This is a genomic window from Streptomyces sp. NPDC031111, assembly GCF_055570675.1.
Window position 1 is genome coordinate 1 of the sequence record NZ_JBVIGS010000005.1, and the last position, 20,866, is coordinate 20,866.

Annotated in this window: 23 protein-coding genes and 2 pseudogenes; 15 read left to right on the forward strand and 10 right to left on the reverse strand. The window is 69.3% G+C overall.

The window, feature by feature from the left end; genetic code table 11:
* Positions 1 to 187: 187 nt before the first annotated feature.
* Positions 188 to 1,411, forward strand: coding sequence for a serine hydrolase domain-containing protein (locus ACZ470_RS12785; RefSeq protein ID WP_468426907.1), 1,224 nt, complete (start codon positions 188 to 190; stop codon positions 1,409 to 1,411).
* Between the two features lie 50 nt (positions 1,412 to 1,461).
* Positions 1,462 to 1,836, forward strand: coding sequence for a hypothetical protein (locus ACZ470_RS12790; RefSeq protein WP_468427195.1), 375 nt, complete (start codon positions 1,462 to 1,464; stop codon positions 1,834 to 1,836).
* Between the two features lie 396 nt (positions 1,837 to 2,232).
* On the opposite strand, the gene ACZ470_RS12795 is transcribed toward ACZ470_RS12790, so the two are convergent.
* The 5 genes and pseudogenes from ACZ470_RS12795 to ACZ470_RS12815 form a co-directional block, all read right to left on the reverse strand.
* Positions 2,233 to 2,448 carry a DUF6193 family natural product biosynthesis protein gene (locus ACZ470_RS12795; RefSeq protein ID WP_468427196.1) on the reverse strand — a complete coding sequence of 72 codons (216 nt, stop codon included), beginning with the start codon at positions 2,446 to 2,448 and terminating at the stop codon, positions 2,233 to 2,235.
* A gap of 1,411 nt (positions 2,449 to 3,859) precedes the next feature.
* Positions 3,860 to 4,741, reverse strand: coding sequence for an alpha/beta fold hydrolase (locus ACZ470_RS12800; protein ID WP_468426908.1), 882 nt, complete (start codon positions 4,739 to 4,741; stop codon positions 3,860 to 3,862).
* 176 nt (positions 4,742 to 4,917) lie between these two features.
* Complete coding sequence (locus ACZ470_RS12805) at positions 4,918 to 5,496, reverse strand: TetR/AcrR family transcriptional regulator (protein ID WP_468426909.1); 579 nt, start codon at positions 5,494 to 5,496, stop codon at positions 4,918 to 4,920.
* A 713-nt stretch (positions 5,497 to 6,209) separates the two neighbouring features.
* The gene (locus ACZ470_RS12810) at positions 6,210 to 6,737 is read right to left on the reverse strand and encodes an amidohydrolase family protein (protein ID WP_468427197.1); all 528 of its coding nucleotides are present in this window, start codon (positions 6,735 to 6,737) and stop codon (positions 6,210 to 6,212) included.
* Positions 6,622 to 7,232, reverse strand: a pseudogene (locus ACZ470_RS12815) (hypothetical protein); the annotation flags it as partial. The pseudogene ACZ470_RS12815 and the gene ACZ470_RS12810, both read right to left, overlap by 116 nt.
* Positions 7,233 to 7,240: 8 nt before the next feature.
* Between ACZ470_RS12815 and ACZ470_RS12820 the strand changes: the two are divergent.
* The 7 genes from ACZ470_RS12820 (at position 7,241) to ACZ470_RS12850 (ending at position 12,536) form a co-directional block, all read left to right on the forward strand.
* The gene (locus tag ACZ470_RS12820; protein WP_468426910.1) at positions 7,241 to 7,666 is read left to right on the forward strand and encodes a DUF6300 family protein; all 426 of its coding nucleotides are present in this window, start codon (positions 7,241 to 7,243) and stop codon (positions 7,664 to 7,666) included.
* A gap of 335 nt (positions 7,667 to 8,001) precedes the next feature.
* Positions 8,002 to 8,607, forward strand: a complete 606-nt coding sequence (locus ACZ470_RS12825; RefSeq protein WP_468426911.1) for an ATP-binding cassette domain-containing protein — start codon at positions 8,002 to 8,004, stop codon at positions 8,605 to 8,607.
* Positions 8,604 to 9,446, forward strand: a complete 843-nt coding sequence (locus tag ACZ470_RS12830; protein WP_468426912.1) for an ABC transporter permease — start codon at positions 8,604 to 8,606, stop codon at positions 9,444 to 9,446. The genes ACZ470_RS12825 and ACZ470_RS12830 overlap by 4 nt, the downstream gene beginning before the upstream one ends.
* A gap of 114 nt (positions 9,447 to 9,560) precedes the next feature.
* The gene (locus ACZ470_RS12835; RefSeq protein ID WP_468426913.1) at positions 9,561 to 10,457 is read left to right on the forward strand and encodes a phytoene/squalene synthase family protein; all 897 of its coding nucleotides are present in this window, start codon (positions 9,561 to 9,563) and stop codon (positions 10,455 to 10,457) included.
* An 18-nt stretch (positions 10,458 to 10,475) separates the two neighbouring features.
* Positions 10,476 to 11,450 carry a polyprenyl synthetase family protein gene (locus tag ACZ470_RS12840; protein WP_468426914.1) on the forward strand — a complete coding sequence of 325 codons (975 nt, stop codon included), beginning with the start codon at positions 10,476 to 10,478 and terminating at the stop codon, positions 11,448 to 11,450.
* Between the two features lie 108 nt (positions 11,451 to 11,558).
* Positions 11,559 to 12,143: a hypothetical protein gene (locus ACZ470_RS12845; protein WP_468426915.1), complete on the forward strand. Its 585-nt coding sequence runs from the start codon at positions 11,559 to 11,561 to the stop codon at positions 12,141 to 12,143.
* Between the two features lie 63 nt (positions 12,144 to 12,206).
* Positions 12,207 to 12,536, forward strand: coding sequence for a hypothetical protein (locus ACZ470_RS12850; RefSeq protein ID WP_468427213.1), 330 nt, complete (start codon positions 12,207 to 12,209; stop codon positions 12,534 to 12,536).
* Here the strand turns inward: ACZ470_RS12850 and ACZ470_RS12855 are convergent.
* From ACZ470_RS12855 to ACZ470_RS12865, 3 genes are read right to left on the reverse strand one after another with little or no spacing between them, the layout of a single operon-like run.
* Positions 12,476 to 12,733, reverse strand: coding sequence for an ACT domain-containing protein (locus ACZ470_RS12855; RefSeq protein ID WP_468426916.1), 258 nt, complete (start codon positions 12,731 to 12,733; stop codon positions 12,476 to 12,478). The genes ACZ470_RS12850 and ACZ470_RS12855 overlap by 61 nt on opposite strands.
* Positions 12,672 to 13,589: an MBL fold metallo-hydrolase gene (locus tag ACZ470_RS12860; RefSeq protein WP_468426917.1), complete on the reverse strand. Its 918-nt coding sequence runs from the start codon at positions 13,587 to 13,589 to the stop codon at positions 12,672 to 12,674. The genes ACZ470_RS12855 and ACZ470_RS12860 overlap by 62 nt, the downstream gene beginning before the upstream one ends.
* Positions 13,590 to 13,613: 24 nt before the next feature.
* Positions 13,614 to 14,876, reverse strand: coding sequence for an MFS transporter (locus ACZ470_RS12865; protein WP_468426918.1), 1,263 nt, complete (start codon positions 14,874 to 14,876; stop codon positions 13,614 to 13,616).
* 131 nt (positions 14,877 to 15,007) lie between these two features.
* On the opposite strand from ACZ470_RS12865, the gene ACZ470_RS12870 reads away from it, so the two are divergent.
* The 3 genes from ACZ470_RS12870 to ACZ470_RS12880 all read left to right on the forward strand — a co-directional run bounded on the left by ACZ470_RS12870 (position 15,008) and on the right by ACZ470_RS12880 (position 17,424).
* Positions 15,008 to 15,217, forward strand: coding sequence for a hypothetical protein (locus ACZ470_RS12870; protein WP_385791896.1), 210 nt, complete (start codon positions 15,008 to 15,010; stop codon positions 15,215 to 15,217).
* A complete protein-coding gene (locus ACZ470_RS12875) occupies positions 15,204 to 16,595 on the forward strand; it encodes an amidase (protein WP_468426919.1) in 1,392 nt (463 codons plus the stop codon). Before ACZ470_RS12870 ends, ACZ470_RS12875 begins: the two co-directional genes overlap by 14 nt.
* A gap of 265 nt (positions 16,596 to 16,860) precedes the next feature.
* Positions 16,861 to 17,424, forward strand: coding sequence for a TetR/AcrR family transcriptional regulator (locus tag ACZ470_RS12880; protein ID WP_468426920.1), 564 nt, complete (start codon positions 16,861 to 16,863; stop codon positions 17,422 to 17,424).
* Between the two features lie 490 nt (positions 17,425 to 17,914).
* On the opposite strand, the pseudogene ACZ470_RS12885 reads toward ACZ470_RS12880, so the two are convergent.
* Positions 17,915 to 18,178, reverse strand: a pseudogene (locus ACZ470_RS12885) (transposase); the annotation flags it as partial.
* A 130-nt stretch (positions 18,179 to 18,308) separates the two neighbouring features.
* Between ACZ470_RS12885 and ACZ470_RS12890 the strand changes: the two are divergent.
* From ACZ470_RS12890 to ACZ470_RS12900, 3 genes are all read left to right on the forward strand, one after another.
* Entirely contained in the window at positions 18,309 to 18,455 is a 147-nt protein-coding gene (locus tag ACZ470_RS12890; protein ID WP_468426921.1) for a hypothetical protein, read from the forward strand.
* Positions 18,456 to 18,902: 447 nt separating this feature from the next.
* Positions 18,903 to 19,847: an aldo/keto reductase gene (locus tag ACZ470_RS12895; protein WP_468426922.1), complete on the forward strand. Its 945-nt coding sequence runs from the start codon at positions 18,903 to 18,905 to the stop codon at positions 19,845 to 19,847.
* A 22-nt stretch (positions 19,848 to 19,869) separates the two neighbouring features.
* Positions 19,870 to 20,220: a MerR family transcriptional regulator gene (locus ACZ470_RS12900; RefSeq protein ID WP_383464330.1), complete on the forward strand. Its 351-nt coding sequence runs from the start codon at positions 19,870 to 19,872 to the stop codon at positions 20,218 to 20,220.
* 141 nt (positions 20,221 to 20,361) lie between these two features.
* On the opposite strand, the gene ACZ470_RS12905 is transcribed toward ACZ470_RS12900, so the two are convergent.
* A complete protein-coding gene (locus ACZ470_RS12905; RefSeq protein WP_468426923.1) occupies positions 20,362 to 20,835 on the reverse strand; it encodes a hypothetical protein in 474 nt (157 codons plus the stop codon).
* Positions 20,836 to 20,866 lie beyond the last annotated feature (31 nt).

The window sequence follows — 20,866 nt, forward strand, 5'->3', positions numbered from 1 at the left end:
TGCTGAACATCCTCGGCACAGAAGCCCATCACTACCATCCATAGCGCGCCACCACGAGCCACCACCAGCACCATCGCCGACAGCACGACCCACCGCCCCCCCCCGGGGCGGGTCAGGGTGTGATCGGGGATCGCTCCGGGGCGAACCCCGATGCCCGCGGGGCGTGCCCACCGACAGAGTGAGGGATATGACCTCAACGCGCATGTCACGCAGGTCGTTTGTGAGCGTCGCCCTGTCAGGGACGGCCGCGCTGGCGGCCACCGCAGTGCTGCCCGCAGACCCCGCCCTCGCCCTGCCCGCGCCGCTCCCCCGGCTGGACCCCACCGCCCTGCAGGCGACGATCGACGACCTGGAGCGCCCGCCGTCGACTGCGGCCCAGCTGCACGTCGGCGGCACGGCCGGCCGCTGGCGCGGCACCTCGGGGGTGGCCGACATCCGGACGCGGCGTCCGGTGACGGCACATGACAGGGTCCGGATCGGCAGCATCACCAAGGTTTTCGTCGCCACGGTGGTGCTGCAGCTGGCGGCGGAGCGCGGTGTCAGCCTGGATGCGCCGGTGCGGCGCATCCTGCCGGGGCTGCTGCCGGCCCGGTTCGGGGCCATCACCGTGGCGCACCTGCTGAACCACACCAGCGGACTGCCCGACCACGTCGGCGTCCCGGACCCGGAAAGCGCGGAGGAGGTGTTCCGCCACCGCTTCGATCACTGGACGCCGCAGGAGTGGGTGGCGACGGCGACGCACGGACCGCTGAAGTTCGTCCCGGGCACCCGGCAGGAGTACCGCGGCATCAACTACGCGCTGGCGGCGCTGGTCATCGAGAAGGTGACCGGCCGGCCGTACGGGGAGGCCGTCGCTGCCCGCATACTGCGTCCGCTGGGCCTGACGCGCACCGTCGTGCCGGGCGACGACCTGCGCATCCACGGCCGGCACGTGCACGGCTATCTCACGATGGCCGACGGCAGCCTGCGGGACATCACCGTGTACGACCAGTCGTCCAGCCGGGGCGAGGGCGACATGATCTCCACCACGGGCGACCTCGACCGGATGCTCGCCGCGCTGTTCTCCGGCGAGCTGCTCCCACCTGAGCTGCTCCAGCTGATGTTCACCCTGCCCCCGGACGGTGTGCGGATGCTGGACGGCTCCCCGGCCCGCTACAGCAGCGGACTGCAACAGGCCACCGTCAACGGCGTCACCCTCTGGGGCAAAACCGGAGAGACACACGGCTACAAGAACGCCGCGTTCTCCACCCGTGACCAGCAGCGCCGCTTCGTACTCGCCTACCACCCGACAACCGCCCGCAACGGCGAAGAGAGCCAGATGATCGCCCGGGTCGCCGACCAGCTCACCCACAACCCGGGCCCGAAAACACAATCGGCTAGGGCCTGTTGCGAGAGTAGATCCTGGATGTAGATGATCACGCTTTGAGGAACGGGGGGGTGGCGAACGGTCAGTGGGCGCAGATGGAGCCGTTGCTGCCGGAAGGCATCAAGCCGGACCGTCCGCCGGTGCGGGCGCGCCGGCGGCTGACCGGCGTCATACGGTGGCGGACCCGGACCGGTGCACCCCCGCGCGGTGTGCCGGAACGCTACGGGCCGTGGCACCGGGACTGCGACCCGTTCCGGCGCCGGCAGGGCGATCGGCCCCTGGCCCGGGATCGTCACCCGACTGCAGGCCGAGACCGACGCGAAAGGCCTGAGCACCTGGGACGTGAACATCGATTCCACCGTCTGCCGGGTCCAGCAGCATGCCGCAGGGGCATCGAAAGGGGGGACGCAAAGAAAGCCGCCGGGCGGCATCGCCGTCGAGCGGGGGCAGAAGCCGCTGTCCAATTGTGATCGCAGCCAGTCAGCGGGGCGACTCTCCACAAGTTCGCACCGGTCCCGGGGGCCATCCGGGTTCCCCGGCTGGGTCGGGGCCGGCCCTGCAGGCGATCGGACCGGGTGCGGGCCGACAAGGCGTACGACTCCCGCTGGAATCGCTCCTGCCTGCGCGGACGCAGCATCAAGGCGAGCCTCCCTGCGGGCCGCGTCCGCAACCGCCAGGAACTCGGGCTCCCGCGGCGGACGGCCGCCGACATCCGACAAGACCGGCTACCGCGAGCGGCATACCGTTGAGCACGGGTTCAACCGGCGCAAGCGCCGTCAGGCTGTGGCCGCCAGATCTGCCAAGCTCGCCGTCCGCTATGAGGCGACCGAGGTCGCAGTCCTCAACGAATGGCTGTGACAGCGCGACTACCCATGGGGCACATGGCTCACCACGAACGCGGCCGCTTCCGCGGGCGTAGCAACCTCGCCCAGGAGGGCGGCGTAGCCGGCTGCATAGACCCGGTACGGCGGCCCGCCGCAGACAATGAACGGAACATCATCATGATCCGACCCGCTCCACGGCGCTACGCTACGCAGGAAGTGCAGCGTGCCGTGCGTCGGGAATGGATAGAGGCCACGCAGGCGAGGCTCGGCGTGGGCGGCATCAACGTGGCAGGCAACGACTCATGCGTGGCGCCCCGGGTGCCCGGCCTGAGTTCCAGGAGCTGGCACCAGGCAGTCGCGATATCAGGGACCTCAGGCATGGACACATCCTCAAAGACCCCGGAGACGGCCACAAGCTGATGGCCCGTCCCCGTGGCTGTCCCAACAGGCGCTAGTAGTGCGGCCGATTACAGAGGAACGCGGTGGCGCACGCACGAGGCCATCGCGGCCTCGTCCGGGCCGGGAAGCCGCGTGCGGCACTGCTGTCGGCGGGCAGGGGTGCAGGACTCCACCATGGTCGTGAAGCGCGGTGCAGGTAGTCGTGCACGCGGGGCGGGTGGTAGCCCAGCTCGCTCCAGCGATGTCCGCTCGCCGCGAGTGCTGTAGCACGCAGCACGAAGTCCTTCGCGCGGGCGCGGTCCGGCGACCAGGATCAGCAGGTGCCGGCCGCAGGCGGGCACGCGGCCCCCGTCCCTTCGGCAGCCAGGCACTTGGCGGACGGGCAGTCACCGCCCCGGTGTTCGTGCTGGGCGGCTTCGCGCTGGGACCAATGGGATCACTGCTGGTCCTCGGCGTCCCCACGACGTTCGCGATGCCGATACGGGCCCCCGTCGCCGACTGGGGTGCTGGTGTGCACAGCGGTGGGGCGACCACCGTCAAAACATCTGGGCATGGGTCTGCCGCGCGGCGTTCCCAGCACGGGCAGGAGGGCGCACCGCCCCGCTGTCCCGGCCCGCGCCTCGCCGTCAATTCGATCGCGTGTGTGGCCGACGGCTGTGGGCAAGGCGGGGCGTCATGCCCTGTCGACGTGGCTGTACACGTGATCGAAGCGCAGGGACGCAAGGTCCTGGCCGTGGATCATCCAGCTGACGGCGTACGAGTCCAGCTCGCGGACCTGCTCACCGCCAGCCAGGTGGCCAGCAGGACCCAGTCGTCGGTGTCCGCCGCGGCGTCGCCGGTCTCCGACTCGTCGTCCCTGGCGAGGAGAAGAGGGTCGTCGTTGACGACGACAGGGTGGGCGCAGCGCGAACGTCCAGGTCGGCCAGGAGCCCCCCACGTGCGTCCAGGCGCTTTCCAGCTCCTCGGCGAGTTCGTACTCCTCGTCGTCGGGGGCGTCCCACCTGGCCTCCGCGAAGCTCTCCGGCATCGGCGGGGACAAGTGGTGCCACATCGCTGCGCATGTCCTGGGATTTGAACGGCCCGTACCCGGTGTCCACACGCGGACGGTCGCCGGTGTCCCGGCGGGGACGTGGCACACCGCGTCACTCTGGGGCCGCCGACGCGCCGCGCGGCGTCCCGAGCCAGGGGCCTCCTGGTGGCGCGGGTCCGGGCCGGCCCGCTTCGCCAGGAGGTTCCTCGGCCTGCAGGCCGCTTCAGTCCGGCAGCCTGGTCACGGATGCGCTGCCAGGAACGGAAGGACGGCCTCGGCCATCTCGTCGGGTACTTCCTCCGCGAGGTCGTGGCCCGCGTCGAAGACGTGCCCGGTGACATCGTGGGCCATGAGCCGCATCTGTGACTCGTTGCGTTCGCCGATGAAGGCGGAGCCGCCGAGTGCCAGGACCGGGATGTCCAGCTTCTTCCGGGCGGCCTGCCGGTTCTGTTCGGCGTCGGTGAGCATCGCCCGGTAGACGGCGAGCATCGCCCGGATGCCGCCGGGCATGGAGTAGCAGCGCACGTACTCCTCGATGGCGTCGGGGGTGGCGGTGTCGGGGTGGCTGCGCTCGTTCTTGATCATGTAGGTGATCAGTTCGCGTTCGTGCCCGGCGATCAGCATCTCGGGGACGTCGGGCTGGAAGTAGAAGCCCAGGTGCCACAGGTGCATGCCGCTGGAAACGTTCTCGGGGGTGAGGGCGGTGTGGTCCTCGAAGCCGAAGCCGGGGAAGAGGGCCTCGGCGAAGACGAGGGCGGTGGCGTGGTCACGGTGGCGGGCGGCGAGCTGATAGCCGATCACCGCTCCCCAGTCCTCGCCGATCACAGCGTAGGTCTCGTGTCCGAGGCGGGCCATCAACTCGGCGATGTCGTCGCTCATCGTCGCGGAGTCGTAGCCGTCCGCGGTGCGGGCGGAGTCGCCGAGACCGCGCAGGTCGGGCACGACGACGGTGTGGTGGGGCGTCAGCTTCGGTACCAGGTGCCGCCAGTGGTAGCCGGTCTTGGGGACGCCGTGCAGCAGTACCACGGCGGGGCCGGACCCGGCCGTCCGGTAGTGCAGACTCGTTCCGTTGACTGCGGCACGTCCGGTGCGCAGGGGCGTTGCGGTGTGGTCGTACATCATGACGTGGTGCTTCCTGTCTTGGGTGGGTGCGGTGGGTCGACGAGGCCGGCAGACCGCTCGGACCGGCGGCGCTGATGAGGGCCGCTGTCGTCGCGGCCGGGGCGGGTACCCATTTTCTTTATCGGGCGTTACAGAATCGGGCCATGAAAAACTTCCGGCCGAGACCGTGGGCCCCCTCAGTCGAGAGCGGACAGCGCGACCTCGACGAGGGGTTCGAGGGTGTGCGCGTCCGGCGTGATCTTCGAGGAGACCAGCAGTCCGTTGAGGAAGGTGATCAGGAACGCGGCGACCGTGTACGGGTCGTGTCGCGCCGCGATCTCACCCCGCTCCGTCGCGGCTCGCAGCACCTCGACCAGCGCCTCCCGGCTCACCTCCTGCATCTCGCGCACGGTACGCCGGGTCGCGGCGTCCTGAGGCAGCCGCTCGCAGACGGCATTGACGGCCAGGCAGCCCTGGCCGCCGTTCCCGACGGCGATGCGGATCCGCTCCGTCAGCAGCGCGCGGATCGCCGCACGGACGTCCGCCCCCTCCTCCAGACTGCGCAGGGCGGCCGCCGCGAGCGTGTTGCGGTAGTGCTCCAGCGCAGCCCGGTACAGGCCGTCCTTGTCGCCGAACGCGGCGTACAGGGACCCCTGCCCGATCCCCAGGTGCTGAGTGAGGTCCCGCACCGAGGTCGCCTCGTAGCCACGCGACCAGAACAATTCCATGGCGCGGCTCACCGCCGCCTCGGTGTCGAACTCCCGGGTTCTTGCCATGACGTCACCGTACCCTATCTGGATCGAACGCTCAAGAAAGTGGCTGTGGGCTGACCATGCGCTGATTCGCAGGCCGGCCTCACGGCTGCTCGCCGCCGGCGTCCTCGGCGGCGTCCGGGTCGCGTGGCAGAGCGGTCCGACGACGAGCAGGTCTCCTGCACCTCAACTCCTCACACCCGGCGAAGCCCCCGGCTGCCGGCAGCTCGAGGTCGGCAGCGCCTCTCAGCGGGTGGCGACCCGCGGTTGGTGCCTGATGCGGGTACGGAAGAAGTCCCGGACGTCCTCGGCGAGCAGCTCCGGCACCTCCCTCGCGGCGAAGCAGCCGCCGCGCTCGAACTCCGACCAGTACCTGAAGCCCTACAGCCACCCGACCAGCGATCGCACCGACCGCGTGACGTCCTGCGCGAACCGCCACGCCGAGCGGCACCCGGCACGGTTGCTAAACCCCCACGGGCATCATGGTGGAACCGCGCCGAGGGGGCCCCGGTCGCTGTCAGCCAGTACAGCGAGATGCCAGCGAGCATCCGATGTGAACCGTTGCCCGGGCGGAGACCACCTCCGCTGCCGCACCGCACTCGGCGGACAGCCACCCGTCACCCTCGTGAACAACCCTGCGGGGCAACACACCTAGCGCTTGTCGACGGCGAGTTCGCCGTTCAGGATCACCATGCTGAGATCGCGCAGGCTCCCGATGTCCGCGGTGGGATCAGCGTTCAGTACAAGCAGGTCGGCGCGCTCGCCTTGGGGGCCACCGTGCCGGGGTCGGGGCGGGCGCACTGCCGCGACGCCCCTCTGGTGCCTGCGGCCAGTACCTGCGTGGGCGTCATCCCGGCCGCCACCATGAGCTCGGCCTCTTCCAGGGTGTTGGCTCCGAACAGGCCCCGGCCGCTGAAGGTGTCGCTGCCCAGCGCGATGTGCACGCCGGCCTGGGAGACCTTCTGGAGATTGCCACGCGCGTCCGGGTGGGCATCGTCGATCCAGAGCGTGGGTGTGTAGGTGATGCCGTGTTCGAGCATCAGGTCGATGAGCGAGCGGTCGGTGAGGGGCTCGACGGTGACACAGTGCTCCAGGCCGTCCGCCCCGGCCTCGATCGCCTCGCGTGCCGCGGCTTGCCGGGTGGTGTGGACGGCGTTCCTCGAGAATGCCCGCGAGGGTGACGATCGCCGACCGCTGGCTCTCCCCCGTCGTGTCCCTGCCGCGGAACAGGGCGATCGCGTGGCGGGCCCGGGCCGTGATGTCAGGGGCGCTGTCGTTGAGCGCCCGATGCACCAGCGCGCTGCGCGCGTCGTCGGTGACGGCGACCAGGCGCCCGAGGTCCTCCCACGGCAGGCACCTCGTACTCGATGCTGGCCTCGCGCAGCAGCTCGTTGACCTTGCCGCGGTACAGGATGCGGACAGGCCCGTTGTGGAACTCCGAGTGGTGCCACCCGCAGTTGTTCCAGGAGCAAAAGCGGCAGGTGCGGGGCCAGCTGACCAGGTCATGGAAGACCTCGATCAGACCGAAGAAGGTGTCCTCGTCACGTCTCCGGGGCCAGCGGCCACAGGTCCCGGATGCCCAGTCGCCGCTCGATCACCCGTGACGCGTCCGGCAGCGCGGTGGGGCCGTCGACGCATTCCTCGCCGAAGACCTCCGCGAGGTAGCCGTTGTCGGTGAAGTCGCTGCTGATGATCCGGATGAAGTCACGACGGGTGTCCCGCGCTGTGCTGCCGTCCTGCGAAAGCCCGTTGCCGAGGCGACCTCATCATGAGTGGGGTGGCGCCGCAGGACGACGAACACGGGCGGCCGATCCACCTGGAGCTGTGCCCGGTGTGCAACACCGGCGACGTGGACCGCCCGGCGGCCGGCCTTCTCGTCCAGTGGTTCGCCAACGACGGCGGTCATGACGGGAGCCGCGTCAAGGAGGGCTCACACCTGCTGATGAAGTGGACGAGGGAGTGCATGGCCGCCCAGGCTGGTACTTGCAGGACTCCCCGCCCGACCAGCCCTGAGCGGTCATCGGCAGAAGCTGCCGGGTCCATAGTGCCGCTGCGTTGTAACAGCGTGGCCACCGGGCCGAACTACTGTTGGGGCCGTGGCGGCAACGTACGACTTCCCCGGCTTCTCTGGGGGAATGAGGCTGTAGTGGTGGTGCGGACCTCGGGTTTGTGCAGCTCAGCCACTGGTGATTAAACTCCAGCCTGTGCAACAACTGTGGTGCTCCGGCTGGCTGGAGTGCCTTGAAGGCAACCGTGTGATCTGCCGGCGCTCTGCCGCAGCCGGCCTCTGAAGTCGCGTTCGCGCTACCGGAGCCCAACTCTCGGGTGTCGCTGTGCGATTGCCCCGCACGCTGGTTTGGCAACGCAGGCGATCATCTGGAGCCGAGCGCCGTTTACACCGCGGTCTTCACTCGTGCGGGCTAATAGGCGATCTTGCCCCGGTTTTGACCGTACGTGGTGCCTAGCCTTGCTGTGACGGCGAGTGGCCAGCAGTGAGTGCGTGCCACCGCCGTAGAGCCCGGGGGTGCGGTGGAGGTTCGGGATGTGCGTCACGCATACGGTCGTCGTGAGGTCTTGCGGGGCCTCGACCTTGATCTACGTCCTGGAGTGCTGGCCGGGATTGTCGGCGAGAACGGTGCGGGCGAGTCGACGCTGTTGAAGATCTTGTCCGGTGAGCTGCGCCCGCTGGGTGGCACGGTCCGTCATGAGGGCCGTTTCGGCTACTGCCCGCAGGACGTGGTGGTCAACGAGGCTCTGACAGTGCGCCAGCATCTGGAATTCTTCCGCGTCGCGCGCGGGCTGTCGGATCTGCGGCACGCCGGGCAGGTGATGGAGGTGTTGCGGTTGTCGGAGTATGTCGATGAGCGTGCCGGCCTGCTCAGCGGCGGAACCCGTCAGAAGCTGAACCTGACCCTGGCGCTGATGCATGACCCGCAGGTGCTGCTGCTGGACGAGCCATACCAGGGTTTCGACTGGGAGACCTACCAGCGTTTCTGGGACTTGGCGGCCCGATTACGCGATACGGGCCGCTCAGTCCTTGTCGTCTCCCACCTGGCCTATGACGCTGAGCGCCTGGACGAGTTGTGGCGCCTTCAGGGCGGCGTGCTGCGCCCCGCTGAGGGAGTGTCGGCGTGAGGCGGCACCTGAACCTGTTCGTCACAGCAGTCCGCTTCGACCTGGTCGAACACGCCCGGAACAGGCTCGCCATGGTCCTGGTGGCCGTGTTCATCCCCTGCTGGATCAGCCTGGCGTACGCCGTCATCCCCAGCAGGCAGCTGTCCTTCCGCCTACGGGCGACCGGCCAGCTCCTGGCACCGGCCGGCAACCAGATCACGCAGATCACCGGCGCCATCAACGCCGTCACCCTCATCACCGGGTTCATGATGTTCGCCGTCACGTTCAACGGCGGGCGCTTCGACCGCCGCCTCGCCTTGGCCGACTACCCCCGCATCCATCTCGTCCTGGCCAAGACCACCTCGCTGACCCTGGCCTCCGGCGCCATCGCGGCCTATGCCACCGCGGTGATCTGCACGGCCTGGAGCCCTCGCCGGCCACTGCTGCTCGCCGGCGCATTGTTCTGCGGAGCGATGACCTACGGGGCGCTCGGCGTCGTCTTCGGCTCGCTGCTGCGCCGGGAGGTGGAGGGCATGTTCGCCCTGGTCATGACCAGCCTCGTGGATGTCGGTCTTCAAAATCCGCTGGCCGGCGGCGGTGCCGGAACCCAGGTCGTGCGGTTCCTGCCTACCTACGGCACCATGCAGGCTGCCTCGGCTGCGGGTTTCACCCGCGAGTGGCTGCCCGGTGATCTGGCCGTTCAGTTCTTGTGGTTCGCCGGCGCGGCGTTCCTGGGCCTGCTCGCCTTCCACCGCCGCACCAAAGACGCCCTGACCGCGAAGCCGTCCTTGCGTCTGCCTTGGCTGCCCACGCGCCGACCACCTGCGGACCCGGCCCGGGCCACGTCGATGCCCCGCTGATCGGCATCCGGCACGACGGCCCGACAAGGGCCCTGGAGGGACGTGTCGCGCCCTCATCGCAGAGCGAGGTCCTGGCCCCGGCAGAGGGTCGGTTGAGCAGGAGAGGGTTCACGGATGCTGGTAGGGCGATGGCTGGACGCGGCGGGTATCACCGATCCTGTCCTTCGGCGCTGTTACACGGTGTGCGCGAGAGAGGTATCGGGTCTCGGCGGAGGGCGCGGCTTCTGGGGGACGGTGCGCATCGCGCCCGCAGCGGCACGGCCTCACACGGCGGCGCTGTCTGCACACGGGTTCCGTGCCGATGCCTGTGTAGACAGCGGGCCGGTAGAGGACCGTCAGCGTCGTCTCGCCGATTTCGCGGAGGCCAACTGGGCAGCCTTCGCTGCCGGCGGCTCCGATGACCCCGTCCTGCATGCCACGGTGCATACCTGCCGGACCTTCGGAATGCCGCTGTCACTGATCGAGGACATGTTCACCGGGATGCAGCGCGATGTCGACTTCCGCGACTTCGCCACCTACGCGGAACTGTGCCAGTGGGCCGCGCAGGTCGCCGGCTGCCCGTTCTACGGGGGCATGTGGGCCGTGGTCGGCACCGAACTCACGGAAGCGCAGCCGCTGGTGCGTGAGTTCGCCGAACTTGGCCAGTTGACCGACGTGCTGTGTGACCTGTCGGAGGACCTCGACGACGGCCGCCTCTACCTCCCTCTCGAGGATCTCCACCAGTTCGGGGTCCACCCCGAGGACGTCAGGGCCAAACGGTGGACACCGGCCATGGCCGACGTCATCGCGTTCGAGGCCGAGCGTGTCACCGACCGGCTGACCGCTCTGACCGCTGAACTGGAAAACAGCCCGGTCGGCCCCGTCATCCACGCATTTGGCGAGCATTACAGGCTGCTCCTGGCCGGCGTGCTGGCCGCAGGTCAGGACGTGCTCCACCGGCCGGTGCAGCCACCCCTAGGCGCCTGCCTCAACGTGTGGCGCCCTCTGATGCGCGCCGTCATCCCCTGCTGACCATCGAAAGGACGTGTCATGTCCATCGCCGAGACTTCAGTCGGGGGCACACACATTCCGCTCCTGGAGGCCGAGCTGCTGCGCTGGGTGGGCAGCGGCGACAGCCTGCTGGAGGTGGCCTGCCTGGACGCCCTGTTCCCCCCGGGCAAGCTCCTTCGCCCCATCCTGTGCATGGAGTCGGCGAAAGCCGTCGGCGGCACCGCTGAGCAGGTGCTGGCGTTCGCGGCCGGCATCGAATGCCTGCACGTCGCGAGCCTCATCCACGACGACATCGTCGATCAGGACCCGGTACGGCGCGGGCGGGCCTCCACCGCCGAGCAGTTCGGTCTCGCCGAGGCCCTGGTCGCAGGCGACGGACTGTCGATGGCCGGCATTGCGGCCCTGCTCAGCGGCGGCCCCGCCGAGCGCGTACTGCACGCGGCACGGGTCACCGTCGAGGCCCTGCGTCACATGTGTCAGGGCATCATGCGCGAAACCGAGATCCGCGGCGACCTGACCTGCGGGGTGCCCGCCGTCCTGAACGTCATGCAAGCCAAGACCGCCGCGTTGACCGGCGCCGCCTGCCAGGCCGGCGCCATCCTGGCCGGAGCGGCCCCGGAGCAGGAACAGGCCCTCCGCAGGTACGGAGAACAGCTCGGCATGGCCTTCCAGATCCGTGACGACCTGCTCCCCTACACCGCCCAGGACCAGATCACCGGCAAGACAGCCATCAGCGACGTCGCCAACCTGCAGCCCACCCTGCCCGTCCTGCTCGCCTACGAAGTGGCCGACGAAGCCGACCGCGACCGCCTGACCACCGTCTTCCATGGCGGCACCGACCCCGTCACCGCGCACCGGGACATCCTCGCCGTGCTGACACGTACCGGCGCCCTCACCAAGGCGGCCCGGATGGCGTCTTCCCGCGCTGAACAAGCACACGCTGCGCTCACCGGCCTGCCGGACGCCGAGCGCCTCGCTGAGCTGGCCACATCAGCAGCCGACCGTCAGCGCTGAGCAGGGCCGGGGACTGGCGCGGTGGCCGATGCTCTGTTTCCAGTCCCCGCTCCTGGTCTGCACCGGGCCGGCCGCCGCTCAGCCCTCAACTACAGGAGACCTGCGCTCATGAACACCTCCCGCATCCTCAGGCGCTCCGCTCTGGCCGTGACCGGGGCCGCCGGTGTCCTGGCGGTCGTAGTAACTGTCGTCCCTCAGGAGGAGCCCCCGGCCGCTCAGAGTGTGAAGTCCCCTGCGCTCCTGGCCGCCCTTACGCAAGCGGCCTTGCTGCCGTTCGCCTGCCAGGAGGCGATCTTCAAGGCCGGGGATCAGTTCGCCACCACCCGATACGCCATTCCGGACGAGTTCTGGAACGCAGCTGTTGCCGCTCTGGGCAGTCTGACCGCCACCGAGCGGGCCGAACTCACCCGGCCTGCCTGTACGGCGTGGAACAGCTGGGCCACCGCCAACAGCTCCGCCGTCACGGGTGAACTCGACAACCGCTACCGCAACGCTCCCCTGCCGGTGTGCAACAAGTTCACCGTCGCCACTGTGGGAACGGTCAGGAAGTTCTCTCCGAACACCCCTGCGGCGACCCGGGGCTTGGAAAAGGTGGTCAAGAAGGTGTGGACCGAGGCCATGACCGAACTTTCCGCTACGGCGTCCGACGCCACCTGCCGCACCTCCTACAGCACCGCCAGGGCCGCCTCGTAGCCTCCGCGGCCCTGGGGCCACTGTCCGCCGAGGATTCCACGCCTTCTCAGCGGGCCTGGTTCAGTGCCCGGGCAGTTCCCGGTTGGGCGCCCGCGCGGCATCGAGTTCCTCGGTCCGCTCCTCGAGCTGGCCCCTTGTGTCGGCGAGGTGTTGTTCGAGCAACGTGATGCGACGTTGCAGCTCGTCAATGTCGGCGGATGCGCCAAGGCACTCAGCCAGGGCTGGGTGATCCCGGTGAAGGAGAAGGTGCCGCCGAGGCCGAAGACGCTCGCGTCCCAGTCGGTCCTTGTGACGTTCGGTCTCCGGGCCCAGGCCGAAGCGGCGGATGTGCTTCAGGAAGCCCCTGGTCCGGGTCCTGTCGGTGCGGGTGAGAGCGTCGAGCTCGTCGAGTGAAGTGACCTGCTGACCAGGGCTACTCCTGCGGGAACCGCCGCATCGGGGACCCAGACGAACACGTATCCACCAGGGTGAAGTTCCGGGCGCATGGCGCTGAGCAGCGCCGACAATTGCGATTCTCCCGCCAACTTCCTACTCCTTGTCATCGGCGGGGACAGGAGAGAGCCGGTAGCCGCCCTCACTGAGGACGACATGGCCGGCTGTGGGCGGCGCGAAGTGGGTGCCCAGAACGAGGGTGTCCGTGTCGGCGAGTGAGCCAAGCAGCGTGCGGCGCACGGCCTCGGACTGTCCCGGATCGATGTCGACGCAGGCGCCGATGGCGGGGTGGGCGAGCTGGACCGGGTGGTGGATGCAGTCGCCGGTGATCAGAGCCGACCGGGCGTGGCTGGTCAGCTCGACGGCGACGTGGCCGGGGGTGTGCCCGGGGGTGGGGAGCAGGCGCAGGCCCGGGACGACCTCGACACCCTCGGCGCGGACATCGACGAGGTCGAGCAGCCCCGCCTCCTCCACCGGGATCACGGAGTCCCGGAACATCTGCTCACGTGCCTCCTCCATGTCGTACCCGGCCCAGAACTCCCGCTCGGTGCGGGAGGTCAGGTAGCGGGCGTGGGGGAAGGTGGGAATCCACTCCCCGTTCGCCTTCCGCGTGTTCCAGCCGACGTGGTCGGCATGCAGGTGGGTGAGGATCACCAGGTCGACGGAGTCCGGGGGGAATCCGGCGGCGGTGAGGCGGTGAAGGTAGTCGGTGTTCAGGTCGTGCCAGGCGGGGTTGGCCCGCTCCTTGCCGTTGCCGATGCCGGTGTCCACCAGAATGCGCAGCCCGCCGACGGTGAACGCGAAGCTGTGGCTGTCGATGTGCAGGACGCCCTCGTCGTCGGCGAAGTGGGGGCGCAGCCAGTCCTGCCCGGCGACGACGTCCGGCGTGGCGCCGGGCAGCAGCCACGGTCCGGTGGCGGGCGGCAGGAGGCCCTCGTCGATGCGGTGGACGGTGACGTCGCCCACGGTCCAGGAGGGTATGGCGGTCGGGCCGGTGGCCGGGGAAGTGCTCATGATCGGTCGTTTCCTTATGTCTCGTTACGGAAGGTCGTTGTGTGCGTGGTGGGCTGCCCTGCGTCTCGACACGGCGAGTGCTGCCAGGGCCCCGGCGGCGAGCAGGGCGGCGGCGAGGGCGTAGGCGTGGGCGGCGGTGCGCAGCCCGTAATGCTGGGTGGCGGCGCCCGCGGCGATGGCGGGCAGGCTCATGGACAGGTAGCTGAGGACGTAGTAGGCGGCCAGGGTCGCGGCGCGGTCCTGCTCGTGGAGCGGGGCGAGCGTCATGCGCAGCGCCCCTTGGGAGACGGCCCCGAAGGCCACGCCGGCCAGGGCCGCGCCGCCGTAGACGGCGGGCAGGCCGGCACCGTGCAGACCGAGCAGGCTCAGGGCCGCGGACGGGATGACGGCCAGGCTTCCGCCGGTGGCGGCGGTGCGTGGCGCCGTGCGCCGCAGTGTCCACACGGTGAGCGTGGCCGCGGCGGTGAGCACGAAGAAGACCATGCCGCCGGCCGCCTGCGGGGCGCCGGGGGCTACGAGGTGCACGAGCGCCGGTCCAAGGGAGGAATAGAAGCCGCCCAGGGCCCAGATGGCGGCGACGGCGGTGCCGACCGCCAGCAGGGCACGGCGCGCCGACGGCGGCACGGCGAGATGAGGGCGCAGCGAGCGCAGGGCGCCGGCGTGCGGGCGGGCCGTCTCCGCGGTGAACGTGACCCCGATCGCCTGGGCGGCGAAGAGGACCGCCAGCAGGACGTACACGGTGACCGTGGGCGCGGGGGCGAAGCGGACGAGGAGGGTGGAGGCCAGGACGCCGGCGGCCATGCCCGCCACCGGGGCGATGCTGTTGGTCAGGGCGGACCTGCCCGAACGCAAGGGATCGTGAAGGTCGAGGAGGGCCGCTCCCGCGGCGCTGGTGGCCGCGCCGGTGGCCGCTCCCTGCAGGATCCGGGCGGTGATCAGCGCTCCGGCGCTGTCCGCCGAGGCCAGCAGCACCATGGAGGCGGCCTCCAGCAGCAGGGAGCCCACCAGGACGGGGCGCCGCCCGAGGTGGTCGGAGAGCGCACCGGAGGTGAGCAGGGTCAGCAGCAGCGTCAGGGAGTAGGCGCTGAAGACCACGGTGATGGTGAGCGCGGACAGGGCCCAGGCGTCCTGGTAGTGGGGGTAGAGGGGGGTCGGCGCACTGGATGCCGCAAGGAGCGCGGCCAGGATCGAGGCGTCCAGAACGAAGGACGCCGCGCGCTTGGCGGTCTGGGTGCGGGCTCCCGGGTGGCTGGATTGCGCAGGTGCGTGGGGTGTGACGGTGCACATGAGATTCCTAGGCGCTAAAAGCAATGAATTTGCTTTAAGTCACCGTAAGCTCTACAGTCAGCTAATGCAAATCCTTAGCTTTTGGCGCCGAGGGTCGCCCCGCCCCTCCAGCCCCGAGGAGAGAGAAGTCCATGTCCTCCGCTGAACTCACCCCGCCGGAAGCGGCTCGCTGGGCCGCCCGCGCCGGGCTCCCGCTGCCTGCCGACCGCCACGCCGCGGTCGCAGCCACCGCCAACCACATCCACTCCGTCGTCGCGGTTCTTCGAGAGCTGGACTTCGGGGACACCCCGCCCGCCCCCGCCTACCGCGCGGAACAGGAGATGCACGATGCAGCCGTATGAACTGTCCCTGAGCGCAGCCGCCGACGCGATCCGGGCCCGGCAGCTGTCCCCCGTCGAGCTGGCGGACTCCGTCCTGGAGCGCATCGAACAGGTTGAGCCTCACCTTGAGGCCTACGTCACCGTCACCGCCGAGCACACCCGCAGGGCCGCACGCGAAGCCGAGAACGACATCGCGGCCGGCCGCTACCGCGGCCCCTTGCACGGCATCCCGATGGGCCTCAAGGACCTGATCGACGTCGCCGGCGCGCCTACGTCGGCCAGCTCCCGCGTCCGAGCCGACCACCGAGCGCAGGCGAGCAGCACCGTCGCCGCCCGTCTGTCGGCGGCCGGAGCCATCCTGGTCGGCAAGACCCACACCCACGAGTTCGCCTACGGGCTGACCACGCCGCAGACCAACAACGCCTGGGACACGGGCCGGGTCGCCGGCGGCTCCAGCGGCGGATCCGCCGTCGCCGTCGCCGCGGGCACCGCTACCTTCACCCTGGGCACCGACACTGGCGGATCGATCCGGGTGCCCGCCGCGTTGAACGGGGTTGTCGGTCTCAAGCCGACCTACGGCCTCGTCCCCCGCCACGGTGTCACGTCCCTGTCCTGGTCCCTGGACCACGTCGGCCCGATCACCCGCACCGTTGAGGACGCTGCCCTGGCCCTGACCGCCCTGGCCGGCCACGACCCGCACGACCCCGCGTCCCTTACCACTCCCGCCGTGGACTACCGGCCGGGCTCGGGCACGGACCTGACGGGGCTGCGCGTGGGCGTGCCGCGCACCTACTACTTCGACCACGTTGATGCGGAGGTGGAGGCCGCCATACGGCGCGCCATCGAGCAGCTTCAGTCCCTCGGCGCGCACCTCGTCGATGTCGAGATCCCGATGACCCGCTACATCCAGGCCACCCAGTGGGGCCTGATGGTGCCCGAGGCAACCGCCTACCACGAGAGCACCCTGCGCACGGTCCCCGAGCTCTACCAGACAGACGTCCGCATCCTCCTCGAGACCGGCGAACTGATGCCCGCCGGGGACTACCTGCGGGCCCAGCGCGCCCGCACCCTCATGCGGCGGGAGTGGGCGCGTATGTTGCAGGAGGTCGACCTGATCGTCGCTCCCACCGTCCCGGCGACCGCGGTCAAGGCCGGTCAGGAGACCATCACCTGGGCCGACGGCACCGTCGAGGGCGTCTCCGACGCATACGTACGCCTCTCGTCCCCCGCCAACATCACCGGGGTACCGTCCCTGTCCGTCCCCGTCGGCCACGATGCGGCAGGCATGCCGATCGGCATGCAGCTCCTCGGGCGACCGCTCGGAGAGAGCGTGCTCCTGCGGGCCGGCCATGCCTACGAGCAGACCCAGCCCGCCCGTGACCTCGCGCACGCGGCGTGAACGAATGACGGGACCCGGCCGCATCACTCCGGCAGGGGCGACGCCCGACGGCTCTGACGCAGCCGTCGGGCACTGGCCCGAGGTGTGTTTGGGGGCCGAGAGGACAGAACGCGTCAGCACCATGGAGGTCTCGTCCTTGCGAGCGTGCACCGAAGCGACGCTGAAGTAGATGCCGCGCGGAGAGAAGTCCGTCGGACGGTGCCCTGTTGGTCACCAACGATGCACGGATCACTAGACGCAATGATTTTGCTTTAACCTGGGGGTCATGAGCAGGCAGATGGTACGCCCTGGAGGGCGCAGCGCCCGGGTCCAGGCATCGGTGCACGCCGCCGTACGCGAACTCACCTCGGAGGTGGGCCGGGACGCGCTGACGGTTCCGATGATCGCCCTACGCGCGGGCGTGACACCATCGACGGTCTACCGCCGCTGGGGGGATCTGCAGGAGCTGTTGTCGGACGTAGCCGTCGAGCGTCTGCGGCCCGAGACCGCGCCCGGGGACCATGGTGCCCTGTCGTCCGACCTGGCGGCCTGGGCCGAGCAGTTCCTCGACGAGATGTCCTCCCCCGCCGGCCGCGCATACATCCGCGACGCCCTGCTCGGCGACCCGGACGGCGGCAACGCAGGCCAGTGCTCCGCCTACGCCGCCGAACAGATCGACGTCATCCTTACCCGCGCGACCGAACGCGGGGAGAAGGCACCCGGCGTCGAGACGGTCATCGACCACGTCGTCGCTCCCCTGATGTACCGCATCCTCTTCCGCCCGGACGGACTCGACGCCGTGTACGCGCGTCGGCTCGTGAAAGGAATCCTCGGTCCGACCGGCCGATAGTCACGAGAACCGCACGATCGTGACCGCAGATGGGTTGGTCGTTGAGCACGTAGTGCGGCACGACGTTGACGAGGTCGGGACAGGGGCAGAGCACCGCACCCACGGCGCTGGGCGTGGAAGGTGCGTGGCACCGCCCTCGGCCCCGTCGTCGAGAGGACGGACGTCGCGACCGCCCTCGGAACAGCAGCCGGATCACCGGCCCCAGGTGCTTGCCTCGGGTGGACTCCGGAATCAGCACCGGTATGGCGCTTCGGGCCCCTGATCCACGCTCGGCCCCAGCATGTTGATGCCTCACCACTCTGGCGTTTGGCCTGGATTCGCACCGGTGCAGGCCCGGGTGCCTCCGGCGCCCTCAGACGCCATCCCGCGCACCTGCGTGCGGCTGCCGTCGATGCCGGCTCCGCGCTCTCCGTCACCACAGACCCCAACATCCAGGTCTACGCATCTGCCCATCTCGGGAACCCCGCTGATCACCCTCAGTAGGGTCGGGGACTGGCGCGGTGCCGCACCTGGGAAACGACACGTCGTCAACCACCCACACCTCAGGGCCGATCGCCGCACACAACCTCTGGGCGATCCGCCGCCTGACCGGCAGCGGATCCCACGGCGACTGGCTCACGAACTGCTGCAGGGCCTGCATGTTCCCGTCCGGCAGCCACTCGGCCATCGGCTGGACCGACTTCCGCCGGCCGTCCAGCATCAGACCCCGCACATAACACTCACCCCGGAGCCGTTCCACCTCCCCCAGCCTCATACCGGAGAAGATGCCCATCACCAGCAGAGATCACCCAACGTAACGAAGCACTACTAATCGGGGTGCCAGTTGTGAGTGCGTTGGTCCGGGCAGCTGTGGCAATGTCCCGGGCCATGTCGGCGAAGTGGCGGTGGAAGGCGACGATCTCGCGGCGGGTGAGCTCGTCCTGGCAGAGGACCTGGAGCAAGTCAAGGTGGCCGGGTTCATCGCCGTGGGCCTGAGCGAGGCGGGCGTCGAGGGTTCCCAGCATGCCGGACAGCCGCAGGGCCTTGAATGACTCCCGCAGGACGGCGTCCATCACGGTCATCGAGTCTCCGCCGCTGCTTCGTCGTGCGCCTGGTCGTCGTGGTCGGCTACGGACGGATATCCGGATGCTCCCGACCTGGAGCCGAAACGGCCCTGGCGACCACACAGCCAGCTCAGCGTGCGCGGTTGGCCGCCGCTCGACAAGCTCGGCGTACAGCACATAAAGCATGAGCCGAAGCACAATAGGTGTCACCAACGGCTGCTGCCTGCTTGCGGTTTCGGCGCGGCGAAGCCCAGCAGTTGTCACTTGGTCCCCAAGTGATGAACTGTACGGCGGGCCACTCGCTCAGGAATGCCGTCCAGAGGGCTTTGGGACAGGCGCCCGCCGTACAAGGCGACGGCTGCCGGAGGCCGGGTCTCGAAACGTCTCCCCAAGCGCACTTGACCTGGAGCGCGCTCCAGATCTGAGGATGGGGGCATGGATATCAACACCACTGCTCCCCAGATCGTCCTCGGGACGATGGACTTCGGCACCCGCGTCGGCCCGGACGAAGCTTTCACGATCCTCGATTCCTTCGTCGGCGGAGGTGGTGTCTGGCTCGACACCGCGAACTGCTACTCCTTCTGGGTGGATTCGAGTGGCGTCGGTGGTGCCAGCGAGCGTGTCATCGGCGCGTGGCTTCGATCCCGCCCCGGCGCGCGCGACGCGGTGCGGATCGCGACGAAGGTCCGGCAGAATCCGCTCGTTCCGCACTCCTGGCCACAGAGCGCCGAAGGACTTTCCGCCTCCGCCGTACGAATTGGTGTTGAGGGGAGCCTGGGGCGTCTCGGAGTCGATCACGTCGATCTCCTCTGGGCTCACGCCGAGGACCGCACTGTGCCGCTGGAGGAGACCGTCGCCGCCTTCGGCGAGCTGGTCACGAAGGGAACGGCTCTGCGCGTCGGGGCAGCGAATCATGCTGCCTGGCGCGTCGAGCGCGCCCGGTCACTCGCCCGGGAGCAGGGCGTGGAACCGTGGACGGCCCTGCAGCTGCGCCACTCACTTGTCCAGCCGCGCCCGCTCACCCCGCTCGCGGAGGGCGGCCATCGCCTGCTCACCGACGAGGACCTGGACTTCGCGCAGTCGGAGGGGCTCACCATGTGGTCGTACAGCTCGCTGATGTGGGGTTCCTACGTGCGCGCAGACAAGCCGCTTCCACCGACTTATGATCATCCTGGTACCACCCGGGTGCTCTCGGTTCTGGACGACGTGGCCGGCGAGCTGGCGGCCACGAGGAACCAGGTCGTCCTCGCATGGCTGATGCACCAGGGGATCGACCCCATCGTCGGCGTGAGCCGGGTGGAGCAGATCGAGGAGGCACTCGCCGCACGCCGTGTGCGGCTGAGCGACGAGCACCTGGCGCGCTTCGCCGAAGCGCGGTAGCAACGGTCAGACAAGGAGCCCTGTGACCACCCTCCTCACCCCGGCAGCAGCGGCCGACCGCACCGGCGTCTCCCTCGACACACTGCGCTACTACGAGCGCGAAGGGCTGATCGGACCGATCCGGCGCTCCCCCGGTGGGCGCAGGGAGTACACCGAGGACGACCTCTTCTGGATCGGCCTGGTCACGTGCTTTCGTGACGCCGGCCTCGGCATCGCGGACTTGCGGGAATTCGTCGCTATCCTGCGCGCCGAGCATTCTGCGCAGGACCGGGTCACCTTCCTCCGCGAGCGCCGTGCCACCCTGGAGCAGCGAGTGGCGGCGCTGCGCCGGGCCTTGGAGGTCCTCGACGACAAGATCGCCTACTACAGCTGAGTGCCGCGGGCTCCGAGCTCAACTCGCGCTCTGCCCACCGCACATCCCCCACCACCCCTAACTCCTCGCCATCTGAGCTTGTCGATCAACGTCCGGAGTCGAGCGAGCCTCGGACCTCAGTGGTGCTCGCCTGCTGCTGGGTCACGAGGTCGATCCAGCATTCTCTGTATGGGTTGCAATGGCTCTTGTCCGGCGATCGAACAAGTTTCCGAGAGCTTCCCGGATGCCTTCGCGATCCATCTGAGCCTCCTGAGCCAGAAGTAGACGGGCTCCCACTTCGACCTCAGCCCATGCCAGTCGGCTGCGCCGGTTTTCGGCACGTCTGACATCGCTGCGGAGGAAGCCTGCCCCTGCTGAGAGTCCGGCGGAGACGAGGGCCAGCACTGCCGCAGGAACACGGGCATCTGGGGAGGCAAGCCCGGCAGCTCCGGAGAGGCCAGCGAGCACTGCGGCGGGAAAGCCCAGCGCAATATCGATGACGCCCCAAAAGCGCACGCGTTGGTGAGCAGCACGTTCTCGACGCTCCGCTTCAGTAAGCAGGCGTTCGACCTCGGCCCGAACAGGCGTCACGTGTCCCTGCGAGTCACCTTGATACTGCGTGTCGTCTCCAGCCACGCGCCCAAGGATCCCACCGACGCATCCGCGG

What these genes read in the sequence shown, in the direction of transcription:
- ACZ470_RS12785 (WP_468426907.1), top strand. Translation starts at nt 188, where the DNA reads ATGACCTCAACGCGCATGTCACGCAGGTCGTTTGTGAGCGTCGCCCTG.
- ACZ470_RS12790 (WP_468427195.1), top strand. Translation starts at nt 1,462, where the DNA reads ATGGAGCCGTTGCTGCCGGAAGGCATCAAGCCGGACCGTCCGCCGGTG.
- ACZ470_RS12800 (WP_468426908.1), bottom strand. Translation starts at nt 4,741, where the DNA reads ATGATGTACGACCACACCGCAACGCCCCTGCGCACCGGACGTGCCGCA.
- ACZ470_RS12805 (WP_468426909.1), bottom strand. Translation starts at nt 5,496, where the DNA reads ATGGCAAGAACCCGGGAGTTCGACACCGAGGCGGCGGTGAGCCGCGCC.
- ACZ470_RS12820 (WP_468426910.1), top strand. Translation starts at nt 7,241, where the DNA reads ATGAGTGGGGTGGCGCCGCAGGACGACGAACACGGGCGGCCGATCCAC.
- ACZ470_RS12835 (WP_468426913.1), top strand. Translation starts at nt 9,561, where the DNA reads ATGCTGGTAGGGCGATGGCTGGACGCGGCGGGTATCACCGATCCTGTC.
- ACZ470_RS12840 (WP_468426914.1), top strand. Translation starts at nt 10,476, where the DNA reads ATGTCCATCGCCGAGACTTCAGTCGGGGGCACACACATTCCGCTCCTG.
- ACZ470_RS12845 (WP_468426915.1), top strand. Translation starts at nt 11,559, where the DNA reads ATGAACACCTCCCGCATCCTCAGGCGCTCCGCTCTGGCCGTGACCGGG.
- ACZ470_RS12855 (WP_468426916.1), bottom strand. Translation starts at nt 12,733, where the DNA reads ATGTCGTCCTCAGTGAGGGCGGCTACCGGCTCTCTCCTGTCCCCGCCG.
- ACZ470_RS12860 (WP_468426917.1), bottom strand. Translation starts at nt 13,589, where the DNA reads ATGAGCACTTCCCCGGCCACCGGCCCGACCGCCATACCCTCCTGGACC.
- ACZ470_RS12865 (WP_468426918.1), bottom strand. Translation starts at nt 14,876, where the DNA reads ATGTGCACCGTCACACCCCACGCACCTGCGCAATCCAGCCACCCGGGA.
- ACZ470_RS12870 (WP_385791896.1), top strand. Translation starts at nt 15,008, where the DNA reads ATGTCCTCCGCTGAACTCACCCCGCCGGAAGCGGCTCGCTGGGCCGCC.
- ACZ470_RS12875 (WP_468426919.1), top strand. Translation starts at nt 15,204, where the DNA reads ATGCAGCCGTATGAACTGTCCCTGAGCGCAGCCGCCGACGCGATCCGG.
- ACZ470_RS12880 (WP_468426920.1), top strand. Translation starts at nt 16,861, where the DNA reads ATGAGCAGGCAGATGGTACGCCCTGGAGGGCGCAGCGCCCGGGTCCAG.
- ACZ470_RS12895 (WP_468426922.1), top strand. Translation starts at nt 18,903, where the DNA reads ATGGATATCAACACCACTGCTCCCCAGATCGTCCTCGGGACGATGGAC.